An 18,499-nucleotide genomic window follows, 5' to 3' on the forward strand; every position below is an offset into this window, starting at 1 on the left:
GGACACCCGATGCTGTTCAATGTCATGTACATGTGGCAGGCTGAGTCCATGAAGGAATACGAGCCCCCCAAGATGATCGGGCGCAGAGTCCCGTTCAGCATGCGGGTGCTTCCTGAACAGCACCGCCGCGCTTTCGAGAAGGCGGCCGCTCTCGGCCTGTCCCAGGCTGATTACATCGGTGCGCTGATCGACCGTGACTACGGATTACCGAACGCGATAGACGACCGGCAGAACGCTGAGGAGCTCCCCATCACCAAAACCGCTTAAACGACTGACGGCCCGCCGTGGAGGGCGGGCCGTCGAAGTCAATCAGCTGTCGCAAGTTTGCCGACCGAGACAGCTGGTTCAACAGAAACCGGATGAGAACCGCATATGAACCCATTACCAGGGGACCGTTGTGTCCCCTAGTGTACCTGAGGCGCGTCCGCAAGTGGACCCCGCCTTGCTGGATATTGCCCTTTTTTGCCCCGAGACCCCGGCCCGCCGGTTTCTGGAGCACCACCGGATCGAGTACTTCCGGTGCGGTCAGACCAAGTCGCAGGCGTTCCCGAACCGTGGGCGGCCTGCTGGTGACTTCGCGTTCATCCAGCTCAACCCGGCCGATTGGTTGAACTTCCTCGTCGTCGACGTCGATGACGAGGACGCATTATTGAACCTGATGCACCCGGCCGTACCCGAGCCGACCTGGATCATCGAGAACCCTGACACCGGTCATGCCCAGGCCGGGTGGGCGATCGAACCGGTCTACCGGGGCGAGGGTGCTCGGCCGGGTCCGATCCGCTACGCGGAGGCGGTGCAGCGGGCCCTGGACCGGCTGGTGGATGGGGATCCCTGCTTCACCCGGTACCTGGTGCGCAACCCGGCCGCTGCGTTCCCGGCCGGGCGCGTGTGGTGGGGCCGCAGAGCCAGCCCATGGTCCCTGGGGGATCTCAAGGCGCACATGGCCGAGTACATCGATCCGTTCCACGACGAGGCCATCGACGGGCCCGCCACACCGGCCTGGGACCCCGGCATGCCCCTGCTGGGGCATGCCGGCATCCCGCGGGTGCCTGTCGTGGACACCGCGACGGAGGTGGGGCGCAACACCGCGGTCTTCCGCGCCACCCGTCGGTGGCTGTGGGACCAGCGGCAGGCCCGCCACCAGACCCCGACGGAGGCCGCCTCGATCGCCCACGCTAGGGCGCTCAACGCCCAGCTGCCCCACCCTCTGGCTGATGGGGAGGTCGCCTGTCTGGCGCGCTCGGCCGTCCGTCAGGTCAACGCCGGCAAGGGACGCCCCACCTCGACCAGTGGTTCCGATGCTGCACACGAGTATCTAGCGCGGATGGGCCGCCGCGGCGGGAAGGCCAGGACCGAGGCCAAGTCGCGTGCGGCGGCAGACAACGCCGCCCAGGCCCGCCAGGCCCGCACCCGCCGTGTGGGGCAACTGCGGCCTCTAGCGGTGCAGTTGCGGGCGGCGGGGGCGACCTACAAGGCCATCGCCGAGGCCGTAGGGCGTACTACACGCACCGTGATGGCCTGGTTGAAAAACGAGCCCACCACACCCGCTGGCGGACCCGTCGAGGAGGGTGAAATTCTCCAAGCAACAGGTATTGGCTCCGCCCCAAAGGTGTGCCCCACCCCCTCCCCTAGCCTGGAAGTGCCCCCCGGACCTGCCAAGGAAGAGGATGCCCCCGTGACGAGTGAACCCGCCTACCAGTGGCCCGAAGGCGTCCTGCCTGGAGAACCAGACCCCGACTTCCGGGATCGGCTCCTCACCGAGCACCGCGGTCTCACCCTCTGGGTGCCCCTGGACTACCTGGAGGACCACCCCATTGGCTCTGGGTACTGGTCTTTCACGACCGCCTCCGACTACTGGGAGACAGTCAAGGACGGACCGTTCCACGGCGCTGCGCTGGGTGGGCGAGAACTGCACGTCATTGAAGTGGGGGCCCGTGTCGGAGAACTTCACGGGCTGCGCTTCCCACACCTGACCGCCGTCTCCTACGAAGTCACTCGAGTCGCTGGCGACTCCCGGTGGTCAGCACGGTTCCCCGGCTACATCGTCCACTGACGCGTCGCGTCCAAGGTCAGTGTCGTAGTGCTCTCAGGGACTTCGCTGTCCCCGGGCCTGTCCGACCACTAGCTGGTCCGGTCAGGAACGCGGCCGACGGTGGTGAGGTGCGGGAGTGAGGATCACCGCGAACATCTCCTGCAAGGCAGCGAGGTCATGGTCTTCGGCTGCGGCCCGGGACGCAGCGTCGTTGACCGCCCCGGTGATCTGGGTCCAGTCCAACCACCAGCCGGCGGCTACCGACAGACGATCGAAGAAGAAGCGCTGGGTGCGCCCGTTGCCCTCCCGGAACGGATGCAGATAGTTGACCTGGTCATAGTGATAGGCCAACCGTTCGATGAACCGGTCCCGATTCAGGTGCTGCAGGTAGCGGTCCTGGCGGAGCTGATCGAAGACGAAACCGGCCGAGCGGGTAATCATCGACACCGGCAGGAACGGCTGCGCCCCCGGGACCGTCTTGCGCAGATCCACGGTGCGCAGCTGCCCCGCCCAGGGATAGACGTCCTGGAACAGGTGACGGTGAATGACTTGCAGCTCGACCAAATCTCGGGTGGGCGCCGGTGGATGGCGCCACAGCTGTAGGGTTCGGACCGCCACCAGGTCGGCTTCCGCGGCGGCGAGCTCTACGGCGGTGCGTGCGCCGATCAGGTTGGTCAGAATCCCGGTGTGCGGGTCCAGATACGGGTCACGGTGCGGGCCGGGGGCCTCACTCAAGGCCGTAGCGGGCGCGCGTGCGCCGAACCAGCTCCTCGACCTCGAGCCCATCCTCGGCGAAACGATCCAGCTCCGCCCGGGTCGCTGTGGTGACGTGAAGTCCTTCCATGGCAGCACTGTGCACCACGGAAGCTACCTGCTGTGCCCGGTCCACCTCGAGAGCCGGTGGCAGAATGTGCTGCTGTGCCATGGAACCTCCCCGGTGGTGTGTGGGCCGTGCTATGCGCTCTAGTATACCAAGCGCCCCTGACCAGCATCTGGGGTCGTACGCGCCGGGGACGCCAGCCTCGGTTGTGAAACACACTCTCTGGCCCAGCATCCCTGTCCACGACGACACCCCAGAAGCATGACCTGTAGAATTAATGGTAGATAGCTAGCTAGTAAGCATGCTAGATAACGAGCTATCTAGCTAGGTAGCAAGCGAGCTGGCTAGGCAGATGGCCTGATGGCCCGCAAGCTTGATAGCTTGAAAGCATGCAAACCCTCATGGTGTACAGCGAATCCGGTGGAGTCACTAAGACCACCACCGCCGTCTCCCTAGCAATGGTTGCCGCCGCCGAGGGACGTCGAGTCGTCCTCGTTGACCTCGACCCCCGCGCGGCCTCCACCAAGTGGTTTGGGGTGGAGCCCTCGGCGGAAGGAATGCACGTCGGAGCGATCCTGGGCGATGAGAACCCTGAAGGCTGGGCCGAAGACCTCGCGGTGCCCAGTGGGTGGCACCCCAACCTCCGGGTGATTCCTTCGGCCCGCAATGTCTCCAACCGGGAAGCCGACCGGGCCGATCACGCAGAGCTGCGGCTGAAGATCTCCCTGACCGGTCTGCAGGCGGATGTGGTGGTCATCGACTGCCCGAACCGGCAGGGTGGCCCGCTGACGCTGTCGGCGTTGAACGCGGCGGACACGGTGGTCTACGCCGCCACCGCCACCAGCGATGGTATCGACGGGGTGGACGGGGCGAGGCGCACGGTCGCCCAGTTCCGCCGGCACCGCCAGCAGCTGGGCGCCCCGGACACCCTCACGGAGGCCGGCATCGTCGTCGGTGGGGTGAAGGAGACGATCATGAGCCGGGCGGCGGTGGCCAGCCTCGAGGAGCTGCGGGCCACGGGGTTGTTCCTGGAGCCGTTGATTCCGGACCGGGCGATCGTCCAGGAGGTGCGGATTTCGGGGGAGTGGTACGGCCAGTACCGCAAGGGCGCCCGGGTGCTGGATGCCTACACGGCGATCGCGAAGAAGGTGCTGCGATGACCGAGCAGCCTGAGCGTCCCGCCTCGTTGGCCCGTCGCCGGCCCCGCCCGGCCCCGGATGAGCACATCGATCCGGTCGACTACACACTCCCACGTGCTACCTCACCCCAGCCCGCGACACCGGTGGTGTCGTCTCCGCCGGTGCAAGCGGCACCGGCGGCGGAGTCTGCGGTGGCCGCGCCCAAGCGTGGGCGCGGCCGGCCGCGCCGGGAACCCACCATCCAGCTGGGGGTGCGGGTGGCTCAGGACGTCTCCGATCTGATCGAGGAGCTCACCGAGCACGACGGCACCGCCCGTGCGGTGATCGAGAACGCAGTGCGCGCCTACGCCCAACAGCTCAACCGATAGAACCGGCCCCCGGTAGGGGAGGGGGACCGGCTGCGGGCGGCTTTCCCATGGTCGGCGAGGAAGGAACCCGGCTCACCACTGGTGGTGGGCCGGGTTCTCTTCTTCTGGCGACAGGCGGCGGGATGGGGTGGGTGGTCCCGTGGGTTTTCGATTGAGGCGGGTGCTCGCGCCCCTTCCGTAAGGAGCCAGGGCCAACCCCCAGCGAGGGCCCGTTGTCGGGCGCCAAAGGGACGACCAGCGCTGTCCAGGCTGGACGCGGGGCGTCCCGACGGCCCCGCGCCAGACAAGGATTGACGGTCCGTCACCGCCTACTCAATGCAAAGACGGGGCCACAGTGAAGGCTCGCGCGCCAAGCCCAGGCCCGCGGGGACCCCTGTGATGCCGCGGCGATAACCCGGAGGCACCGGGCTCCACGGTCGTGGATCATCGGGGATTTAGGGGGCGGACGGAGGGGTGGCTGGCCTCGAAACGCACTTCACGGGGAGTGGCGGATATGTCATAAATCGTCCCTTGACCCAACAACTACTCCGCAGTAGACAACACCTGCCACTATATGCAAAAGCAAATAGACGGGAATGGGTATGGGGCTGTCGTTTACTGCCATTGACTTCGAGACGGCCAACGCCGAACGTGCGTCGGTGTGTGCGGTGGGGGCGGTGAAAGTCCGGGATGGCCGCATCGTTGACAGCTTCACCACGCTGGTGCGCCCTCCGGCTGGGTGCGACGAGTTCGCCGCGCGCAACGTCGCCATCCATGGCATCACCAGTGAACGGGTGGTGGACGCGCCGGAGTGGCCTGCGACGTACCAGCGTCTGATGCAGTTCATCGGCGCCGACGTGATTGTCGCCCACAACGCGGCGTTCGACACCTCGGTGCTGCTCAATGCCTGCGGGGTCTGCGATCTGGACTGGCCGGCCTTGAAGAGCCTGTGCACCTGGCAGCTGGCCAAGGCGACGTTGACGATGCCCTCCTACTCTCTGCCCTGGGTGGTGGAACACCTGGGGCTGGAGGGCTTCGATCACCACGACCCGGTAGCTGATGCCCGAGCTTCCGCCCAGGTGTTGTTGACCTTGGGGGACCGGCTGGGGTGTTCCACGCTCGAGGAGCTCAGCGCCCGGGCGGCTGTCTCGGTGGCGCGCACTTCTACCGAGGCGGACGAGGCGACGCTGAGCGCTCTGGAATCGGCCCCTGAACCACTGTCCGGAACCGGCTTCGCCAACGAGGTGGTGTGCTTCACCGGGGGTCTGAAGTCGATGAACCGTAAGGTCGCCCGGGAGATCGTCGCCGAGCAGGGTGGCACCACGCAGGGCAGTGTGGGGAAGAAGACCACCATCCTGGTCACTGGGGATTTCGACGTGCGCACTTTCAAGCCCGGAGCAGGGTTCAGCATCAAGCTGGGGAATGCCTTTTCGCTGGTCGAGGCGGGGCAGGCGCTGGAGATCATCACCGAAGACGACTTCATCGCCCGGCTCTCCCTCCATGAGGAGGCCCTGCGCCAGCGCCTCACCCGTGCCGGAGCCATCCGATCCCGCACCCCCGACCATGTCTTGGAACAAGCTCGTCGCTTCAGCTGCGAGGAGCTGGGCTACTGGGCCTGGTTCCGTCAAAGCCTGGCCCACCCGACCGGCAGAGCCGTCGGCGGGGAGTCGTGCGTGTGGTGCGGGCAGGAGGTCGGCTCGAAAATCCATTGGATCTATCGGGATCGCCACGTCTGCGGAGGCGATTGCAACGACCGGCTCAAGCGCTCCGCCAAACGCCAGTGGCGCAAGCACGGACTGCCCCCGGCGCACGTCGTCGTCGAGTCCCTGGACTTCTACTGACGTGCACACCACCCCACCGCACTGCACCCCCACCTAGGAGCCCTCGCTATGGCACAGGAAGACACCACACCGCACGGCATCACTGTTCTGGACATTCATGGTGGGCGGTGGGCGCTGTGGCAGGTCTCGGTCACCACCATGACCGGCCCGCTGCGGGCCATGAACACGAACGCGGTCGTGGCCGACGGTTTCGACGAGAAGGCGTTCTTGTCCTTGACATATCACCGGCCGGTGCTGCTCACCGCACGGGCCCGGCAAGTCTGCGACGTACCGGTGGTCCTGGAAGCCGCGCAGTTCGACCCGGAGGAGTTCATCGCCCTCTGTGACTCCTGGGTCGATCTGCTGCAGGGCATGTTCTGGGCGGAGAACGATCGCCGCGCGGCGCTCAACGCGGAGAACGCCCAGCACCGCAAGGACGCCAAGGCCGCCGGGCGGCCGGCTCCGGAGTACCAGCGGTTGGCGCCGTTGAAGGACATCGACTGGCCCGGCGTCCCGCCGGCCAGCTCCTGGTCCACGGACACGGAGTCCCAGGAGCCGGTCACCGTCGAGGCGCTGCGCGTGGCCAACGGATGCGCCCGCCTGCTGAACTTCTGGCTGGAGATCGAAGCCGACCGCACCCGCAAGGCCCGCACCTACCTCAAGGGCATCGGCGGACCGCAGGTGCGCCACTGGCCCCAACCCACCCCAAGCGCGGCAGCCGAGAGCGCCGAGACGGACCCTGTGCTGGTTCCGGCGTGAGCCCGCACGAGACCACGCCGCGGGTGAATCGTGACCGAGCTCAGTGACACCGGGGTGTCCACTTCGGCGGCCATGAACCAGCCGGCGGCTCCAGGGCAGGCCGGGGACCCACGACCCTCCGGAACACTGATGGGGAGGATCCCGGGTCAGTCCGTCATCAGCCAAGCCCTGGCCCTCCAAGCCCAGGCTTCGCCTCGGTCGTGGTGGGGCCGAGTCCTCGGGACCAGTCCCCTCAGCGCTGATGCGCGGCCCTGGTACCAGGGGGCGGTGGGGGAGATCGCGGTCGGCAAGCTGCTGGCGAAGCTGGGCCCCGAATGGGTAGTGCTGCACGCCGTCCCTGTCGGGGACAGGGGAGCAGACATCGATCATGTGCTGATCGGCCCACCTGGGGTGTTCACGCTGAACACCAAGAACCACACCGGGCAGCCGGTGTGGGTGGCCGGGCGCACCCTGATGGTGGGCGGACACAGGCAACCGCACATCCCCAAGGCCTGCCACGAGGCGACCCGCGTCGAGACGTTGCTCAGTGCCGCGGTGGGGGCACCGGTGCCGGTGACTGGTGTTCTGGTGCTGGTCGGACCTCGAGGTGTCACGATCAAAGAGGAACCGGTCGGGGTCGCCGTGGTCACGGACCGGCAGCTGCTGCGCTGGCTCCACCGGCGCCCACCCGTGCTGGCCACCGAGCAGCTCACCCGGCTCACTGCGGCCGCCGGGCTGCCCGACACGTGGGCTGCGCATCTTCCGGATGCGGAGGATCCCGCCGTGCTGCAGGCGGCCTTCAATGTGCTGGACCGTCAAGTGCGCACCGCCCGGCGCCGACGCACGGCCCGGCGATTGGCCGCCGGCGGTATCCGTCGTGGTGCGAGGGCTGTGGACCGCGCGGAGAAAGTCATGCTGCGGGCGTCGATCCGAATCGTCCTGGGCCTTCTCTTGCTAGGGGTGGGCCTCAACCTGTTGGACTCCCTGGTCTGAGTTCCACCACTTTCCGTCTGACGCCCCGTGGTGACGCAGCCATCCTAGGCAGTCATGGCCCAGAGGTCTCTTCCCTGGTCCAGGACGAGTGAACCCGGCTCACCACTGGGGGTGAGCCGGGTTCTCTCCAGCTGGGAACAGGCAGCGGGGTCGGCCGGTGCTTGGGTGGGTCGTCGACCTCCTGGTGGTGCCTGCGCATCTTGGCGTCAAGAGCCAGTGCCGAACCCCCGCGAGGTCCCGTGGCCGGGCGCCAAAGGGACTACCGGCGCTGTCCGAGCTGGACCCGGGGCGTTTCCGGGGCCCCGCGCCGAGCAAGGAGCGTCAACCCGTCGCCTGCAGCTCCGCATGAGCCAAGTTCCTTGCGGTGATGAGGTCCCGTGTTCGAGCCATACCTTGAGGCGTTCCGCTGCGATGCCGCAGCGGTGGCCTGTCAGCACGAGGTTCCGCGGTCGTGGATTACCCGGACAGGCTCAAGGGCGTGTCCAGGTGGGGGAGTGGGGGGTCTACTGGGCGGCGTAGTAGGCGTCCTTGATGGACTGGTGGACGCGGCCGCGGTCGGAGACCTCGTAGCCGTTCTTCTTCGCCCAGGCCCGAATCTTCGCCGTCTCCGGGTTACCACCCGAGGAGCGGGGCCCGGTGGTCCGGGGGGACTTGCCCTGGGCCCGCCGGCCAGCAGCAGCGAAGGGACGCAGCGCCTCCCGCAGCTTCTCCGCATTAGCGGTGGACAGGTCGATCTCGTACTGCCGGCCGTCCAGACCGAACTGGACGGTCTCATCGGCCGGACCACCCTCGAGGTCGTCTTCCAGGATGATCTGTACGCTCTGGGCCATCACGGCACCTTTCACTTGGGGGCATCATCGTTGTTGCGGTTGCCGAAACGCACCCATGATCTGGGACACTGCGGCCAATCCTCTTTCCTGCATGCTTTGGGGGTGAGGTGCCGGAGACCGTCGTGTGCGCTATCGTGCACTAGTTACCCTATCGGTAAATTTTCCGTTGCTTTCCCAGTCGACAGAACGACTAGTTCGTGCATGTCGGTCATTGCCCGGGACTGTTCCAAAAGTCACCGAATCTTAGGGCAGTCCCTAAGACGGGCTAAACGTCAGTGTGTCCTGTCCCCCCGTGCTTGCAGAGTGGACGCTAAATCGGGGTTTGCGGTCGACGGGTTTGGAGGGCCAACGCACCCCGCTCTCCCGCAGACGTTCCAAGGTCAACAAGGGAGCGTCGAGAATGCGTCCCAAGAGACCAGCTTGTGCCGGCTCGAGCTCCACGAGGCGGGTCAGGACCGTGAGTAGATCGATGAACTCGGTAGTCCAGTCCGCGTCCCAGGCCTCCACGTGCAGATAATCCAGCGGTGAGGTTTTCTTGCCTCCTGGTTCGGCCCTGCGGTAGTTCACCCATGACTTGATGACATTCTTGCCCCCGACCTCGTAGTCCCACACTTCGGGTCGGACGGGACCGAACTGCCCGTCTCCGAGGACGATCATGGATCGCTCCGGGTCGTAGGTGACACCGGTAGGCATGACGGTGATGGGCGTTAGCGCCAGTGGTTGGCGCCTATCACCAGCGGGATAGCGCACGTTATCGGGCCGATGAATGGGGCTAGAGCAGGATTGACCGTAGGTCTGTGCCCAAAGGACGTCCTGTCCGATGGCCACGGCTTCGGCAAACAAATCTTGATCGCTGGTGATCGGCACCCGGATGCCGGGGGTAGTGAGCTCGTCGGTGAAGGTCTGCGTATACCCAGGATGGGCCACTGTCGCAGCCAAGTAGGCCAGCATGTCCTCCGCCGTAACCTGTCGATCGAGAACAACCGTCAAAGAGTGCAACAGCCCAGGAGCGAGGTTGGGCGCGCCGTCCGGATGAAGTATCGGCAATGCTCGGCCGCCACGGCCGTTGAAGTGGTCTAGGTCAGGGATAAAAGAGGAAAAGAGTAAGCCGGGGCCACCCTTGATTAGTTTCGAATGTTGTTCGATGACGAACACCTGATGAGGTACGCGAGCGGCCCATAGGTCTCTACGGGGCATGTCGAGCACCCGGACATCTGGAATGATCCACTGCCGATCGAAGGCTCGATACCCGATGCGCACGGGGTCCACGAAGTTCATGTTCTCCGAGAGCGACCGCTCGGCGTTTGCCGTATCTTCACCTGGCAACGGTTCCAAGCGTTTGTGCAAGGTGCGGTCCCGAGTCTCCTTGAAGAGCAATGCTTTGCGCTGCTCGTCGAGCTCTGCCCGGAGTTGGCCGATGCGCGTGCGCAGGATCGCTGGAGAAGGGGCATAAGGCCAGCGGCGATTGCCGGTCACACCCGGTGAGGTCCACGGCATCAGGTCCCCCAGTGCGGGGAAGGCGTCCCAGTCGGTGGCGGCGGCCGGGGTGAATGGGGCGTTCCAAGTCGTTCGAGCGTTGCGCCACCCGGGCCCGTCGAGGCTGATTTCGTGTAGCTCGGCGAATTTTTGGGCTTGCCGGCCATGAACCGCGCGGTAGTGAATCACACCTGGCACGTCGGTGGAGGTTTCAGGCTTGCGGATGAACAGCCCGATGGCCAGGGGCTGACGAACTTGAGGGAAGATGCGCGTGGGCACGTCAGGAGTCTGTCCCTCGGGGGTGAGGTCGATGATCCAGCCTTCTGAGGCGTGGCGACGCATGTACTCACGCATTTTGGTGAACCCAGGGCCGCCTACGTACCCGGAGGTGGAGATGAAGCAGACCACGCCGGTGTCACTGTTGCCTACGTCGTCGGTGGTGGATTCCCAGACTTTCCAGGTCGCCCAGCGCCAGAAGTAGACGTAGAGGTTTTTGAGGTTGTGGAAGTGCCGGGCCGTGTCCGGGTCGCGGAAGTCATTGAGGATGCCGCGCGCCTTTTTGCCGTGGGCCTTGCTCCCGTTTTCCACCCAGCTGCCCATGCCTTCCGCTCGTTCGCGGTAGGGCGGATTGCCGATGACGACGGTGACGTTGGTCTTGGCTTTGACCTCGTTGGCTCGTCGACGGGATTGAGCGATGAGTCGAAGGCCGGATCCGATCTGTGTTTGGGCGGCGTAGGGGTCATCCAGGGTGTCAGTGACGTACAGATGCATCCCCTGGGGTGGGGTACTGGCCTGGTGGGAAGCCAGCAGGTCGGTGGTACGTAGCTCCGCTACGGCGTAGGGGCCCATTTGCAGTTCGAAGCCGGCCATGCGCTCCGCGGCTTGAGAGACCGCGCCTGCCTTCATGCCGGGCCCGTCTGCGGCGGCGGCTTGCTCTGCGACGCGTTCCAAGATGGCATGCAGGTAAGTGCCAGTACCCATCGCGGGGTCAACGGTGAACACCTCGGGGTCGCGGAATCCGTGGGTCTTGCCCAGCCGGCTCCTCAGCGCCTCTTCGGTCAGGCGCACCATGTCGTCCACGATCTCGCGGGGGGTGTAGTAGGAACCGGACTGCTTGCGCAGCTCGTTGTCGTAGGCCTCCAGGAAGTGTTCGTAGAGGTGCAGATAGGTATCACGGCGGCCCTTGCGGATGCGGTCCCAGTTAACGGCACCGACCACGCGCACCAGCAGGTCAAGGGTGACCTTGAAGTCAGCAGCTACGACATCGGTGAGCAGCTGGAGAGCCTTACCCATCAACGAGTGCTCACTGCCGAGCTGTGCCCCGATGTCGTGCAACGACCGACCGGAAACCTCGATGTTCTCGGTACGGGCCAGCAGGAGCGCGAAAGTGACTGCCTGGGCGTAGCCGTCAGCGAATGTCTTGTCGTCGGCGGTGGGGAACAGCAGCGTCCGCCAGTCTTGGGCCAGTCCGAGGAAGGGCTGAGTGTACTGATCAGCGCCGGCCTTGACCGATCGCCGCTCGGCGTCGAGCTGGTCCAGGACCTCTCCGCGTAGCAGGCGAGTAAGCGGGGCGATCGCTCGCACCAGGGCGCCAACGGAAGTGATGGGGGCTGGTTGCCAGCGGAGGAAGTCGGTTACCAGAGCTTCGAACTCTGCCGGGGCCCACAGATCAGGCCCGGCTACCTCGAGGGCACCCCCCTGGAAGGCGATTGGACCGATCAGCAGTTCGCCGTCCCGGTAGAGCCGCCATTCCGTGCCGTTCGTGTACAGCAGGTTGGGAAGGTCCCGTTGGCGTTCCCATTGGCGCTTGTCGTGGCCGGTGAAACGGGCCGGGTCAATCCCTCTCCCCGGGGCCTTCACCTCGATGTATCCGGTGATGGCACCTCCCACGCTCACCCCATAATCAGGGCGAACCTGGCGCTGTGTGTCACGGACCTCATCGTGGAAGACAGCGCTGACTTTCAGCTGCTTGCCTGCCGCGGCCAGCAATCCCTCTAGGGGCGCACGGATGGCGGCTTCGCGGTCCCCTGGGCCTCCGAGCTTCGCCTTGCACGCGGTTCCAAAAGCACTTACCGCTTCAGCAAGCCACGATTCAGACATCTTTGGAGGACCTTCGATCTTCGTAGCTGGGGGACCACGTACTGTCCGAGCCTAGCTTTAAGAGGGCATGACGTTATTGACTCGGGCCGGGACGCTCCGGGCTCCATGAGGGAGCCCGGAGCGTGCTGCTGGGCCCTCAAACCTTGGTCGCCGCGGTCTTGCTCCCGGTCTGGTTGATCGCGATCTGCCAGAAGATGAGGGCGAGCCAGACGCCGACACCGCCGCTGATCCCACCCCATGGCACGCGGTCCAGGATCAAATAGGCGATCCACGCCACGACCACGGTGACGATCACCATCACGCCCAGTGCTGGAAGCTTCCGCTTCATGGGCCTTCCTCCCGGTCGGCTCGGCGGCGGACAGCTGCTTGTTTCTCAACGATCCAGGACGAGACCGCCCATACCACGAACAGCCCGATGAGGACCCAGACGAGCACCGGCTCCCCGATCCGCAGCCCGACGTAGACGCTGATGGTGAAGAAGACGATCCATGCCGCGTACCCCAGAATCCGGCCCGGTCTCATGGTTGATCCTCCTGACGTCGGCGGGCGCGGTGGTCCCCATTGATCACGGAAGCGGCCGTGGCTGCGAAGCCCCGCGGCCTTGGTCCTGGCAATCCATTGGCCCATGAACCCGATCGCCACTCAGACTGCGAACTTCAGCCCCGGGAACACCACGAACCACTGCTTGGCTCTGGACACAGTTACGCCTATTGCTCGCCGTCACGGTTGGTCCTCCGGTCGCCGGCGCTCTGCCGGACGAAATGGATGATCATGCCGGTGAGGACAGTGACCCACAGGGCGACGAGTGTGTACCGCACCAGCTCCCACGGAAGGTCCGGCGGCCAGGACAGCACGACGTCGACGACCAGACACACCGCTCCAAGGACCAGCACCGCGTACATGACACCCATGGCTGTTCGGGAACTCACGGCCGGGCCCATTCCATCTCTACTCCTCTGGCTCGGTTCCCCGGCGTACCCGAAGGTGAAGCTGGATCGTCCTAGCCGCCGCCGCGACTAGCAGCAGCAGGAAGAACACGACGAGGACGACGTCGAAGGTCTCCTCCGGTGGCCACAGGGTCAGCTTCAACGCCACCTGCAGCGAGATGAGCACCAGCAGGAAGACCATGAAGTTCCGTTCGGATCTGCTGTTCATCGACGCCCCTCGCGCGCTCATGCCGGTCCTGGCATCGTGGCACGAGGCGCCTCCGCCTGTCTGGCCCCACATCCGTGGGCCGCGGTCGATGGCTGCCTGCTGGGACGGGGCCTGCCCTCGACCACGTCCGAGCCCTCCGAGCATCAGCGCCTTTTCGCATTGGGGCACACCTACCTCCACACCGCCATCGACGGATTCTCCTGCCTGGCCTACGCCGAGGCCATGGAGGACGAGATGGCGGCGACCACGATCGGCTTTTATCGCCCGGGCGAGGACGTTCTTCGCCGCCCACGGAATCAACCGGTTGCACCGGGTGGTCACCGACGGGTCCAACTACCGCGCCCGCGACTTCACCCGCACCGTGGAGGACCTGGCGGGCCGGCACCAGCGCATCAAGGCGTACACGCCCCGGCACAACGGGAAGGTGGAGCGGTTCAACCGGCTGCTCGTCGACGAAGTGCTCTACGTCCAGACCTACGCCAGCGAGCAGGCCCGCCGGACCGCGATCGGATTATGGGTCAATCACTTCAATTACCACTGCCCGCACGCCGTCTGCGGCGAGAAGCCCCCGGCCTCACGTGTCCCGGCCCGTGTCAATAACGTCATGCCCTCTTACAACCAGCGAAGACGACTCGATCCCGCATTCTCATACATACTGAGGCAAGGAACTCGATGTCCAGCAGGCATCGATCAATCGTTGTGGACGCCAGTCATGGGCTAGCCGGCCCAGAAAGGATAACGCGTATGCGTATCAGCCAAGTCGAGATAAACGGATTCCGCGGACTGGCAACGACCATCGAACTCGACTCGCCTTTGGCGTTATTGGTTGGCGCAAACAATGCAGGTAAATCCGCAACGATTGATGCACTCCGTTCCCTTTTTCTACCATTTGCGGACGGCATGGGCAACAGGTGGATTACGCCAACCGATTTTACTCGAGTAGACGATGCGACCACGTCAGAGCGAATAATTATTCGCGCCACAATAGTCGACGTTCCGGAGAAGCAAAAGGGCAGACTTATATCACTGTTGGCTCCTACCAAGGGCGCGGACATAGCAATCCTTACGCTAACCTCCCATATGAATGAATCAGGCCGACCAACGACCCGTTGGTACGGAGGTGACCTGGGTCAAAATGAAGTCGAACAGATTGCGCGAGAAGCTCTTCGCTTTGTGTACCTCCCCGCTCTCCGCGACGCGACTGCAGATTTGCGACCCGGGCAGTCAAATCGCCTAGCCAGTCTCGTGTCTGCGCATGCAGCCGATGGTCATGAAGACCGAACGAAGCTTGTAGACGTCATAACACAAGCCAATCAAGAACTCGAAAAAATTGGCTCGATCGCCGGAGCAGCAAAAGCTATTCAAGACCGACTAACTGGCATGACCGGCCATGGCCCGTTCGCACATAAGTCCGCACTAAAATTCGCCGAGGCCCGATTCGAGCGCATCATTGGAAGCCTACAAGCACTTGCAGGAGGAACTCGACCCGAACGCTTGTCCGAAAACGGATTGGGTTATAACAATCTGCTTTATATCGCTGTTCTCCTATCAGTGCTACAGGAGTCAGAAGATATTCCGTTGAGTCTTCTCCTGGTCGAGGAACCTGAAGCTCACCTCCATCCTCAACTTCAGGCTCTCCTGCAGGGATATTTAGAGCACTTATCGGACACTAGAACCCAAGTTATTGCCACAACGCACTCTCCTCAATTCGCTTCCTCCGCTGATGTAGAGCGAATAACAGTTCTTCGAAGAGTGGATGATTTATCCCCACCCTCTGCGCACCACTTACGCCACGCATCCCTGACCAAGCGTGAGTTTGCCCATTTGGGCCGCTTTCTAGACGCCACAAAATCAATGATGCTTTTTTCATCGGCAGTGATTCTCGTCGAGGGTATTGCAGAACTTCTGCTCGTGCCTGTCCTGCTCGATCGCGAGGGTGTATCTCTGCGGGAGCAAGGGGTAACAGTCGTAAGTGTGGACGGATTGGCATTTGACCCCTTCGTTAAGCTTTTTAACCCAGCGGGGTTGCCAATTAAGTGCGCGCTAATTAGCGACAGCGACCCAACATCATCGACTGAGCGGAGCGCAAAGGCTAACCTGTTACTCCAACTTAAGAGTCAAACGGTCTCTGTGTTTTTGGCGAGGACAACCTTTGAATGGGATCTTGCGGAGGCAAATTGGCAAAACCCAGATCTAATTCTCGAGGCCCTTAGGCGCGTGCACCCTAGATTGGCGGATGCAATCGCCCGCGAAAATTTCGCCCGCTCTAGCGATTTCGCGAATAGATTCCTAAGCGCAGTGGAAGATGAAAAAGGACGGTTCGCCCAGGAGTTAAGTCACATCCTTATTGAAAACCCGCAGGAGACCATAAGTACACCCCCGTACTTAATTGGAGTAGGCCGTTTCCTCCAAGATAGTAAGTAAAAATGGAAAATTATAAAACTGAATCCGAACTAGCTGGACTATTCGGCGTTAGCCAAGAGCAGGCGAATGCGCTGTTGAGTGCAGGGAATCTCTTCCTTAGGGCATGCCCAGGGTCCGGAAAAACGCGTTCGGTTGCGGCTCGCGTTGCATGGCAGCTTCAGCGCGGCCAGCGCCTGGCGTTGCTGTCCCACACCAAGATTGGGGCACAGGAGATCGCGAGTGCTGCGTCACGAACTTATGGTGCCGCCCCTAGTGGCGAAAACTATATTGGGACGCTCCACGCATTTCTTCTCAAGTACGTACTACGGCCATGGGGGCATGTGATAGCAAACTCCGTTACGCCGTTGTCGATGAATCCCGAGCGGGCACAGGAATTCGCGCCGGAGGGAATAGTACTTGCTGATTGGAAATCCAACTTGCAAGGCACTCTTTATTCTAAAAGGAGAGTAGACGCAAATACGGACATAAGCGCTATTGTGACCGCAAAAAATTCTGCAGCGAAAGCCGGATATGTTAGCTACGACGACGCGATATATCTTTGCACGAAGATTCTTAACACGTACCCGTTATTGGCTGGCGCTTTGGCTTCGAGATTCGATGAAATTATTGTGGACGAAGCGCAGGATACTAATGTAATGCAACTCGAATGTTTGCGGCTGATTGCCGAAACAAAAAAGCTTGCGTCAATTGTTTTAGTCGGCGATTATGACCAAACAATCTTTGAATTTGGGGGATCTGACCCAGATGCCTGTGAAGAATTTGCACTGGACCTCGGATTGAGACCAGAAGTCCTACGTGAAAACTATCGCTCCTCCCAGCTGATTTGCGATATTGCTGCACATTTTAGGCCCGGAGTGGAGGCGGATGTTGCAATGGCTGAACACGCAACATTGGACTTAGTCCCGCGCCTCTTCGTCTATCCGGTGAAATGTCCGGAAAAGGCCGTGGCCGCGTTCGACCAGTGGTTAGAGGTGATCGATACACCGATACATTCCAAGGCCGTATTAGCGCGTGCGGGTGAGCTAGCCGCGAAGTTGCGCGGAGGGCAGTCTAATTTAGTATCCACAACCCCGTTCGCTGAGCTACTACAGGCGCGGAAATTATCACCCGTATTAGACCTTCAAATATGCCGAGACCTCGAACGCCTTGTGCTTGACCGCGCCTTCGATGGTTTATTGCCGCTCGATGTGGACAGTCTTAAAGTAAGGAATGCCGTCCTAGGCTTGATCGCGACATTGCCCGACCTGTCCGGCGACTTAGGGGACTGGGCACAAGCGGCAAGCGCAGCGTTAGATGAATGTGCGCGCGCCTTTCGTCCAGCGTCTGCAAGCGAGCTCGTGCCGCTAAAGGCCCCGGCCTCTTGGAGATCAAAGGACGCTGAGGCATGGAAAAGGGAGCCTGATTCCTTGACGCTTATCGATACCATCCATAAAGCAAAAGGACTGTCGATTGATGCGGTCTTAGTTGTGGGGGCTGTGCCTCCCGACTGGGCTAAGTCGAGCAACGCCAATGATTGGTCAATGGCGATCAATTGTGATACTCCCACCGTTAACGAGGAGCTTCGCCTGGCCTACGTGGCTGTAACAAGGGCGCGTAAGGTTTTAGCCTTGGCCTTGCCAAGTTCCACCAGGGGCACGCTCCTCGAACGCTACGAATTGGCGGGCTTTGAAGTGACCCGGTTGGACTAAGCCCTGGGATGTTCAAAACCTGAGTTCCTTTAAAGGGCAAGAATTCTTTCGGGGCAACGAGCAGGGCTGGGGGCCGCATCAAATGGATAGGATTTGTTAAGGCTTTAGTAGTGGGGCGTTCTTAATCTTGGTCGTATGGTCGTCACTAACATTTTTATGTAGTGTCCATGGACTTGCTGACCCCTATGTCGTCGGCCGACTCTGCTGAGTTCGCCGAGATCGCCGAGGCGATGAGGCGGACCAGGGGGCGCTCCAGTGGATCTGCAGGATTACCGGAGATCTGCGAAGTCTCGTTCTTGACATTATCGAGCACCCATTCTGAGAGCTGCCCGGCCGGGATGACGGCCGTGTTTTCCCGAAGCCGCTGCGCGTCTTCGAGCGGCAGGGGCTCTTCCATGTCTTCGCCGTCATTTAGGTGGTCAGTGCCGCGACGTAGCCGGCGGCCAGTGCCAGTGCCTCGCTCCATGCCGGGTGGTGGGCATGGCGGAGCTGACCGGGGGCGAGGCTGCGCATCTCGATCCACTGTGCCGATCCTGCGGATCATGGGTTGCGGGCATCAGGTTTTGGCGTAGTACCCAGGTGGCTTCGGCCCACCGGCCCGCGGTGGTCTCGACCATGGGGTAGTAGATAGCCGTCCATCGAGTGGTGGAGTACGGGCGGAGTTCGACGGAAAGGGCCCGGGAGGCAGAGGTATTCATGCCAACTTTCTGTTCCCGGATCGGAAAACCGTGTGCCGGTTGCGGTCTGGTCCTGAGTTGCTCAATCCGGTCTGACGAGAGCTTAACGGTGGTTCCTCAGCGTAGGCAGTGAGCCGATAACTCTCGAAGCAAGCTGACTAGTGTGACGGTGGGCTGTCTCGCAGGCCATGGGATGCGAGACGTCTCGTCCGAGAATTTTGCGCCCGCATGTGTGAACCGCAGTGATAAGTGGCGGTGTT

The 18,499-nt window shown here is 62.8% G+C and carries 18 protein-coding genes and 1 pseudogene; 10 read left to right on the plus strand and 9 right to left on the minus strand.

Annotated elements, in window-relative coordinates:
• Positions 1 to 9: 9 nt before the first annotated feature.
• Both AVL61_RS16375 and AVL61_RS16380 read left to right on the plus strand, forming a co-directional pair.
• Positions 10 to 267: a hypothetical protein gene (locus AVL61_RS16375; protein WP_231738461.1), complete on the plus strand. Its 258-nt coding sequence runs from the start codon at positions 10 to 12 to the stop codon at positions 265 to 267.
• Positions 268 to 442: 175 nt separating this feature from the next.
• Positions 443 to 2,053, plus strand: coding sequence for a replication initiation protein (locus AVL61_RS16380; RefSeq protein WP_231738462.1), 1,611 nt, complete (start codon positions 443 to 445; stop codon positions 2,051 to 2,053).
• Positions 2,054 to 2,134: 81 nt separating this feature from the next.
• Here the strand turns inward: AVL61_RS16380 and AVL61_RS16385 are convergent, their stop codons facing one another.
• Positions 2,135 to 2,767, minus strand: a complete 633-nt coding sequence (locus AVL61_RS16385) for a Fic/DOC family protein (RefSeq protein ID WP_058875399.1) — start codon at positions 2,765 to 2,767, stop codon at positions 2,135 to 2,137.
• Entirely contained in the window at positions 2,760 to 2,957 is a 198-nt protein-coding gene (locus AVL61_RS16390; RefSeq protein WP_035930851.1) for an antitoxin VbhA family protein, read from the minus strand. The genes AVL61_RS16385 and AVL61_RS16390 overlap by 8 nt, the downstream gene beginning before the upstream one ends.
• Positions 2,958 to 3,241: 284 nt before the next feature.
• Between AVL61_RS16390 and AVL61_RS16395 the strand changes: the two genes are divergently transcribed.
• The 5 genes from AVL61_RS16395 to AVL61_RS16410 all read left to right on the plus strand — a co-directional run bounded on the left by AVL61_RS16395 (position 3,242) and on the right by AVL61_RS16410 (position 7,889).
• A complete protein-coding gene (locus AVL61_RS16395; RefSeq protein WP_035930583.1) occupies positions 3,242 to 4,012 on the plus strand; it encodes a ParA family protein in 771 nt (256 codons plus the stop codon).
• A gap of 170 nt (positions 4,013 to 4,182) precedes the next feature.
• Positions 4,183 to 4,359, plus strand: coding sequence for a hypothetical protein (locus AVL61_RS18085; RefSeq protein ID WP_154676738.1), 177 nt, complete (start codon positions 4,183 to 4,185; stop codon positions 4,357 to 4,359).
• Positions 4,360 to 4,934: 575 nt separating this feature from the next.
• The gene (locus AVL61_RS16400; protein ID WP_082697252.1) at positions 4,935 to 6,179 is read left to right on the plus strand and encodes an exonuclease domain-containing protein; all 1,245 of its coding nucleotides are present in this window, start codon (positions 4,935 to 4,937) and stop codon (positions 6,177 to 6,179) included.
• 48 nt (positions 6,180 to 6,227) lie between these two features.
• Entirely contained in the window at positions 6,228 to 6,917 is a 690-nt protein-coding gene (locus AVL61_RS16405) for a hypothetical protein (RefSeq protein WP_058875401.1), read from the plus strand.
• Positions 6,918 to 7,184: 267 nt separating this feature from the next.
• A complete protein-coding gene (locus tag AVL61_RS16410) occupies positions 7,185 to 7,889 on the plus strand; it encodes a nuclease-related domain-containing protein (protein WP_231738463.1) in 705 nt (234 codons plus the stop codon).
• A 503-nt stretch (positions 7,890 to 8,392) separates the two neighbouring features.
• Here AVL61_RS16410 and AVL61_RS16415 read toward each other — a convergent pair.
• From AVL61_RS16415 to AVL61_RS16440, 6 genes are all read right to left on the minus strand, one after another.
• Positions 8,393 to 8,719: a histone-like nucleoid-structuring protein Lsr2 gene (locus AVL61_RS16415; protein ID WP_058875402.1), complete on the minus strand. Its 327-nt coding sequence runs from the start codon at positions 8,717 to 8,719 to the stop codon at positions 8,393 to 8,395.
• A 255-nt stretch (positions 8,720 to 8,974) separates the two neighbouring features.
• The gene (locus AVL61_RS16420; protein WP_058875403.1) at positions 8,975 to 12,295 is read right to left on the minus strand and encodes a type ISP restriction/modification enzyme; all 3,321 of its coding nucleotides are present in this window, start codon (positions 12,293 to 12,295) and stop codon (positions 8,975 to 8,977) included.
• A 136-nt stretch (positions 12,296 to 12,431) separates the two neighbouring features.
• Positions 12,432 to 12,623, minus strand: a complete 192-nt coding sequence (locus tag AVL61_RS16425) for a hypothetical protein (protein WP_058875404.1) — start codon at positions 12,621 to 12,623, stop codon at positions 12,432 to 12,434.
• Entirely contained in the window at positions 12,620 to 12,817 is a 198-nt protein-coding gene (locus tag AVL61_RS16430; protein ID WP_058875405.1) for a hypothetical protein, read from the minus strand. The genes AVL61_RS16425 and AVL61_RS16430 overlap by 4 nt, the downstream gene beginning before the upstream one ends.
• Positions 12,818 to 13,002: 185 nt before the next feature.
• A complete protein-coding gene (locus tag AVL61_RS16435; RefSeq protein ID WP_157571480.1) occupies positions 13,003 to 13,224 on the minus strand; it encodes a hypothetical protein in 222 nt (73 codons plus the stop codon).
• Between the two features lie 19 nt (positions 13,225 to 13,243).
• On the minus strand, positions 13,244 to 13,471 hold the full coding sequence (locus tag AVL61_RS16440) for a hypothetical protein (protein WP_058875407.1): 228 nt from the start codon (positions 13,469 to 13,471) through the stop codon (positions 13,244 to 13,246).
• Between the two features lie 138 nt (positions 13,472 to 13,609).
• Between AVL61_RS16440 and AVL61_RS17665 the strand changes: the two are divergent.
• From AVL61_RS17665 to AVL61_RS17675, 3 genes and pseudogenes are all read left to right on the plus strand, one after another.
• Positions 13,610 to 14,069, plus strand: a pseudogene (locus tag AVL61_RS17665) (integrase core domain-containing protein); the annotation flags it as partial.
• Between the two features lie 125 nt (positions 14,070 to 14,194).
• Positions 14,195 to 15,874, plus strand: a complete 1,680-nt coding sequence (locus tag AVL61_RS17670) for an ATP-dependent nuclease (RefSeq protein WP_197412746.1) — start codon at positions 14,195 to 14,197, stop codon at positions 15,872 to 15,874.
• Positions 15,875 to 15,876: 2 nt separating this feature from the next.
• Entirely contained in the window at positions 15,877 to 17,562 is a 1,686-nt protein-coding gene (locus tag AVL61_RS17675) for a UvrD-helicase domain-containing protein (protein ID WP_082697254.1), read from the plus strand.
• Positions 17,563 to 17,716: 154 nt separating this feature from the next.
• On the opposite strand, the gene AVL61_RS16450 is transcribed toward AVL61_RS17675, so the two are convergent.
• Positions 17,717 to 17,959 (minus strand): hypothetical protein, encoded by a 243-nt coding sequence (locus tag AVL61_RS16450; RefSeq protein WP_058875409.1) that lies wholly within the window; start codon positions 17,957 to 17,959, stop codon positions 17,717 to 17,719.
• Positions 17,960 to 18,499: the final 540 nt, after the last annotated feature.

The sequence above is a fragment of the Kocuria rosea subsp. polaris genome (assembly GCF_001483755.1).
GTDB classification, from domain to species: domain Bacteria; phylum Actinomycetota; class Actinomycetes; order Actinomycetales; family Micrococcaceae; genus Kocuria; species Kocuria cellulosilytica.